General features: G+C 66.6%; 8 protein-coding genes. All 8 read left to right on the top strand.

Going from position 1 to position 5430, the window contains the following annotated elements; all coding sequences use genetic code 11:
* A partial coding sequence (trbJ, locus tag B7Y64_RS18970; protein WP_291329644.1) for a P-type conjugative transfer protein TrbJ occupies positions 1-763 on the top strand: 763 nt, incomplete at its 5' end.
* 9 nt (positions 764-772) lie between these two features.
* Positions 773-1000 (top strand): entry exclusion lipoprotein TrbK, encoded by a 228-nt coding sequence (gene trbK / locus B7Y64_RS18965; protein ID WP_000644148.1) that lies wholly within the window; start codon positions 773-775, stop codon positions 998-1000.
* 10 nt (positions 1001-1010) lie between these two features.
* The gene (trbL, locus tag B7Y64_RS18960) at positions 1011-2729 is read left to right on the top strand and encodes a P-type conjugative transfer protein TrbL (RefSeq protein WP_011114051.1); all 1719 of its coding nucleotides are present in this window, start codon (positions 1011-1013) and stop codon (positions 2727-2729) included.
* A gap of 17 nt (positions 2730-2746) precedes the next feature.
* The gene (locus tag B7Y64_RS18955; RefSeq protein ID WP_291329637.1) at positions 2747-3334 is read left to right on the top strand and encodes a TrbM/KikA/MpfK family conjugal transfer protein; all 588 of its coding nucleotides are present in this window, start codon (positions 2747-2749) and stop codon (positions 3332-3334) included.
* Between the two features lie 13 nt (positions 3335-3347).
* Positions 3348-3983 carry a transglycosylase SLT domain-containing protein gene (locus B7Y64_RS18950; RefSeq protein WP_011114052.1) on the top strand — a complete coding sequence of 212 codons (636 nt, stop codon included), beginning with the start codon at positions 3348-3350 and terminating at the stop codon, positions 3981-3983.
* A 28-nt stretch (positions 3984-4011) separates the two neighbouring features.
* Positions 4012-4278: a hypothetical protein gene (locus B7Y64_RS18945; RefSeq protein ID WP_010890140.1), complete on the top strand. Its 267-nt coding sequence runs from the start codon at positions 4012-4014 to the stop codon at positions 4276-4278.
* Positions 4278-4976 carry a TraX family protein gene (locus tag B7Y64_RS18940; protein WP_011114053.1) on the top strand — a complete coding sequence of 233 codons (699 nt, stop codon included), beginning with the start codon at positions 4278-4280 and terminating at the stop codon, positions 4974-4976. The genes B7Y64_RS18945 and B7Y64_RS18940 overlap by 1 nt, the downstream gene beginning before the upstream one ends.
* A 15-nt stretch (positions 4977-4991) precedes the next feature.
* Positions 4992-5423, top strand: a complete 432-nt coding sequence (locus tag B7Y64_RS18935) for an OmpA family protein (protein WP_001665065.1) — start codon at positions 4992-4994, stop codon at positions 5421-5423.
* Positions 5424-5430: the final 7 nt, after the last annotated feature.

Below are 5430 nucleotides of genomic sequence, written 5' to 3'. Positions count from 1 at the left end.
GAAGCCGAAGTTTTTAGCCGCTAAATTGGCCCTCGTCATTGCTGTTTCGAGCACGCTGGCGGTCACACCTGTGCAGGCTGGCATCCCCGTCATCGACGGCACCAACCTGTCGCAGAACATCATGACGGCCATCGAATCGGTGGCCCAGACGCTCAAGCAAATTGAGCAGTACAGCACCCAGCTCCAGCAGTATCAAAACCAACTCCAGAACACGATGGCCCCGGCCGCGTATATCTGGGATCAGGCGCAATCGACCATCAACGGGTTGATGAACGCGGTCAACACGCTGGATTACTACAAGACCCAACTCGGCAGCCTGGACAGCTACATCGGCAAGTTCCAGGACGTGAACTACTACAAGAACTCGCCGTGCTTTACGGCGGCAGGGTGCTCCGACGCGGAACGCGCAGCACTTCGGAATGTGGCCCAGCTCGCGAGCGAGTCGCAGAAGAAGGCCAACGATGCCTTGTTCAAGGGCCTCGATAGGCAGCAAACGAATCTCACGGCCGATGCAGCGACGTTGCAGCGTCTTCAATCGGCAGCGCAGGGCGCGCAGGGCCAAATGCAGGCCATCGGCTACGCCAACCAGCTCGCCAGCCAGCAGGCCAACCAGCTCTTGCAGATTCGTGGCCTGCTGATCGCGCAGCAGAACGCGATGGCAACCAAGATGCAGGCCGACGCCGACAAGGAAGCCCAGCAGGCGGCAGCGGCCGCACAACTGCGCCAGGGCAGCTACCGGGCCAGCCCGGCGCGCACCTGGTAAGGGGGATTCATGAAAGCAATCAAGGCTCTGTCCTTGGCCTCGGCCGCCCTCGTGGCGGCCTTGGTCGCCGGCTGCGACAACAAGCCGGCCACGGCCCCCATGCCGGAAGTGAACGACGAGAACTGCAAGCCCGAGAACATCGCCAAGATCGAGGACAAGGGCGTCCAGCAGGCTTTTTCGTCGCTGTGCTTGCGTCGTGGTGGGGATTTCAAGCCCAGCCCGAAACGCGAATGGTGAGGTGCTGACGATGAGAATGCCAGCCAATCTAAAAACCCTCGCCCTGCCGCTGTTCGTCTGGCTGGCGTTCTTCGCGGTCGATGCCCACGCGGCCATCGACAACGCCGGCGTGTTCGATAGCGTGCTGGATCGCTACCAGGCCGCCGCGAGCGGCTGGGCCGGTGTCATCACCACGGCCGCAACCTGGCTCTTCTGGACGCTGGTTGTGATCTCGATGGTCTGGACGTTCGGCATGATGGCCTTGCGCAAGGCCGACATTGGCGAGTTCTTCGCGGAGTTCGTCCGCTTCACGATCTTTACCGGCTTCTTCTGGTGGGCGCTGACCAACGGCCCTAACTTCGCCTCGTCCATCTATGCGTCGTTGCGGCAGCTCGCCGGCAACGCGACGGGCCTGGGCAATGCTCTGTCGCCCTCGGGCATCGTGGACGTGGGCTTTGCGATCTTCGACAAGGTGATGGATCAGTCCTCGGTGTGGTCGCCGGTGGACAGCATGGCCGGCATCCTCATGGCCGTGGCGATCCTGGTCATCCTGGCCCTGGTCGGTGTGAATATGCTTCTGCTGCTCGCGTCGGGCTGGGTGCTCGCCTACGGCGGCGTGTTCTTCCTCGGCTTCGGTGGTTCGCGCTGGACTTCCGACATGGCGATCAACTACTACAAGGTCGTCCTGGGCGTGGCCGCGCAGCTCTTCGCAATGGTGCTCCTGGTGGGCATCGGCAAGACCTTCCTCGATGACTACTACTCGCGCATGAGCGCCGGCATCAGCCTCAAGGAAATGGGCGTGATGCTGATCGTCGTCATCATCCTCTTGGCGTTGGTCAACAAGATTCCGCCGCTCATCGCCGGGATCATCACCGGCGCGAGCGTGGGCGGTGCCGGCATCGGCCAGTTCGGTGCAGGCGCTGCGTTGGGTGCCGCAGGCATGGCAGCAGCAGCGGCCGCGACCGGCGGCGCCGCTCTGGCCGCCGGCGCAGCCTCGGCCGCCGGTGGTGCCTCTGCCGTCATGGCCGCCTTCTCGAAGGCCAATGAGAACGTGTCGGCAGGCACGGACGTTATGTCGGCCTTCTCGGGCGGCGGCAGCTCGGGCGGCGGTGCGGGCGGCGGCGGCGACGCCGGCACCGGCAGCACGCCCTTCGCTCAGGCTGCGGGCTTTAGCGGCAGCTCCGGCGGTGGCTCTTCGTCGGGTGGCGGCAGCCCCTCGACCGGCAGCAGCTCGGGCAGCTCGAAGGGCGGCGATAAGGGCGGCGGCAAAGCCGACGCCGGCGGCCAGGGCAGCAGCTCGACGGCCAGCACCGGCAGCAGTGCCGACAAGGCCGCCAAGAACGAACCCAAGCCCGCCGGCGGGGCAGGGCAAGGGCAGCAGGCCGCACCGGGCAGCACCGGCCCCGGCTTGCTCGCATCGGCCGCATCGGCCCTCGGCACGGCCGGCCGCATCGCCGCCGACGCCGGCGCGAACTTGGCGAAGGGAACCGCCGATGTTGCCAAGGCCAAAGCCGCGAGCCTGCGCGAAGCCGCAGCCGAGCGGATCGCCGACACCACTGGCGGAAAGATCGCCGCCGCGATCAAGGCGCAAGGAAGCGGCACGGCCGAGAACATCGACGTGCCCGACCAGCAGCCCGCGCCGAGCTTCGGCGACAACAGCCTGGCAGGCGGCCCCGCCGATGCCGATCCCGAGTCCGAAGTAGCTGCGTTCGCCAACCGCGAGCAAGGCCGCGACGGCACAACTGCGTAACCAAGGAGAGTCCAACCATGAAGAAGAAACTGTTTGCCCTGGCCGCCCTCGTGGCAGCCCTCGGATCGACCGCCGGCACGGCCAGCGCGCAAGACGTGCTGACCGGCGACACGCGCCTGGCCTGCGAGGCGATCCTGTGCCTGTCGTCGGGCACGCGCCCGAGCGAATGCACGCCGTCGCTGTCGCGGTACTTCAACATCACGAAGCGCAAGCTGTCGGACACGATCCGCGCCCGCCTGAACTTCCTCCAGCTTTGCCCGGTGGCGAGCCAGACGCCGGAAATGCAGTCGCTCGTGTCGGCGATCTCGCGCGGCGCTGGCCGTTGCGACGCGCAGTCGCTGAACTCGACGTTGGTGATGTGGACGGGCGGCTACGACGATGGGCGCACGTACATCAGCAACCAGATGCCCGACTTCTGCGCGGCCTACACCGGCCACGCCTACACCGACTTCGCCAGCAGCGGCACGCTGCCGCGCTATGTCGGGACGCCAGAGCGGGGCGGGTATTGGGTCGAAGCGCGCGACTATGACCGCGCCTTGGCCGAGTACAACGAACGCATCCGGCGCGAGGACGAAGAGCGCCGCCGTCAGTCCTGGCTGAACTGAGGGAGGGGAGGGCATGCCGTTCTTCGCCGATCTGCCGCCGCAGCTCCAGGAGCGCGTCGTCTGCTCGATCTCGGCCGCCGTCAAGTACGAGGTGCCGGTCAACATCGTGTTGGCCGTCGCCGAGAAAGAGGGCGGCAAGCCGGGCCAGTGGGTGCGCAACTCGAATGGCACGCATGACGTTGGCCCGATGCAGTTCAACACCGCGTACCTGGGCGACCTGGCCCGATACGGCATCACGGCGAACGATGTGGCGGCTGCCGGCTGCTACTCGTTCGACCTGGCCGCCTGGCGGCTGCGGATGCACATCCGCAACGACAAGGGCGACCTCTGGACGAAGGCGGCGAACTACCACTCGCGCACGCCGCAGTACAACGCGGTGTACCGGGCCGACTTGATGCGCAAGGCGTCGAAGTGGGCCGATTGGCTCGAAGCTCGGTTCGTCACGCTTGACGTGACGAAGGCCGGGGCCACGCCCTCGACGCCCAGCCAGCCCGCGACGGTGGCCCAGCGGGCGACGCCGGCGGCCAGGCCGGCACCAGCACCCCAGCAGGCCGCCCCAGCGGCCGCAGCAGCTCGCAGCGTGTCGGTGGCCGGCTACGTGCCCCGCACGGTGTCTTTCAACACTTCACGCGAGGGGTCGGCCGAGTAGGCCGGCTCTTCCGATTTAGCGGCTAAACATGGACAAATTCCACGCCTTCATGATGCGGTATACGCTGGGCGTCGGCCGGTTGCTTCAAGCCTATTGCAAGTGGGCGGAAGGACAGGCCAAGAACCAGCTCGATTTGCTTCTGCTGGGCCTCGGCCCGATCTTCGCCTTGGGCCTTCTGCTGTGGGCGCTGCCGGCGTGGATCGGCAAGCCCATCGCCTTCGTGCTCTCACTGCCAGCGCTCTACATCATCTTCCTGGTGCTGCGCGCCTACGCGATTCGCGGGGGCCGGCGCTGATGAAGGCCCTGCGGATTCCTGATGGAACCGTCGAAGCGTTGAAGTGGCTCGCACTGGTTCTCATGACCGGCGATCACGTCAACAAGTACCTGTTCAACGCGACGCTGCCGGTGCTGTTCGAGGCCGGCCGCGTGGCGCTCCCCCTTTTCGTGTTCGTCCTGGCCTACAACCTGGCCCGGCCGGGCACGCTCGAACGCGGCGTGTACGGCCGCACCATGTCGCGCCTGGCGATGTTCGGCGCGCTGGCCTCCGTGCCCTTCGTGGCCCTCGGCGGCCTGTACGCCGGTTGGTGGCCGCTCAACGTGATGTTCACGCTGCTGGTCGTCACGGCCACGGCTTACCTGGTCGAACGTGGCGGCAAGCTGCACCTGGCGGCCGCCGGCGTGGTGTTCCTGGTCGGCGGCAGCTCGGTCGAATATTGGTGGCCGGCCGTGGCTTTCGGCCTGGCGGTGTGGTCGTACACGCGCCGGCCGAGCTGGGCCGCCGCGGCGGTCGCGGTGCTGGCCTGCGCGGCCCTGTGGTTCGTCAATCGCAACCTGTGGGCCTTGGCAGCCCTGCCGGTGCTCTTCCTGGCCTCGCGGGTGGATGTGCGCGTGCCGCGCCTGCGCTGGGCCTTCTACGCCTATTACCCGCTGCACCTGGCCTCGCTCTGGTTGATCCGCATCCCCATGAGCAAGGCCGGCTACCTGTTCTTCTGATTGGAGTCCTGCCCCATGCGAAAACCCGTTCTTCTGGCCCTCTCTCTGGCGTTCCTGGTCAGCGCGCAAAGCGCACTGGCCGCCGGCGACGCCGGCAACTTCGGCACGCCGATCAAGTCCGGCGTATCGGTGTCCTTCCCCGACAGCAGCGCGACATTCCAGCCGACGCCAGAGGCCCTGGAGCTGCTGGCCGACGCTAGGAATGCGGCGATCATCTACATCAGCGGGCGCACCAGCACACTACGGCCCAGCGCGGCCGATGAGGCCCTTGCACTACGCCGTGCGCTCTCGGCCAGGTCGTACTTGGTGGCGCGCGGCGTCTCGCCGCTCAAGATCATGGTGAACTTCGCATCGGCCGCCGATTTCGTGGCAGACAACTCGACGGCCGAGGGCCGGCGCGAGAACCAGCGCGTGGACATTGAGGTGGTCTACATCCCCACCTACTGAGCGATCC

The organism is Acidovorax sp. 35-64-16 (assembly GCF_002281195.1).
GTDB classification, from domain to species: Bacteria; Pseudomonadota; Gammaproteobacteria; order Burkholderiales; family Burkholderiaceae_C; genus Acidovorax; species Acidovorax defluvii.
Note: the sequence above shows the minus strand (reverse complement) of the source record. Positions and strands in the feature narration are given on the sequence as shown.